This window comes from Chryseobacterium sp. Tr-659, from assembly GCF_011752975.1.
Taxonomy (GTDB): domain Bacteria; phylum Bacteroidota; class Bacteroidia; order Flavobacteriales; family Weeksellaceae; genus Chryseobacterium.
Genome location: NZ_VWWP01000031.1, coordinates 1 through 255, shown reverse-complemented (window position 1 = coordinate 255; position 255 = coordinate 1). Strand labels below are relative to the sequence as shown.

General features: G+C 37.3%; 1 tRNA gene. It reads left to right on the top strand.

Annotated elements, in window-relative coordinates:
* Positions 1-162 precede the first annotated feature (162 nt).
* Positions 163-236: transfer RNA gene (locus F3J23_RS21860), tRNA-Ile, on the top strand.
* Positions 237-255: the final 19 nt, after the last annotated feature.

Genomic DNA, 255 nt, shown 5'->3' with positions numbered 1-255 from the left:
CAGAACTTACTTAAAGTTCAAGCTTTAGTTTTTTGTTTGGTTGATATATAAAAATACAAAACCCACTAGAAATTAGTAAAGGGATTGAGAGAGACAAGGATTAAGAAAAGAGGGTCAGTTAAATCTGATATCTATTATCTGAAATCTGTAAGTCTAACAGACAGTCTCGTAGCTCAGCTGGTTAGAGCGCTACACTGATAATGTAGAGGTCGGCAGTTCGAGCCTGCCCGAGACTACTAATTAAAAAGACGGGAA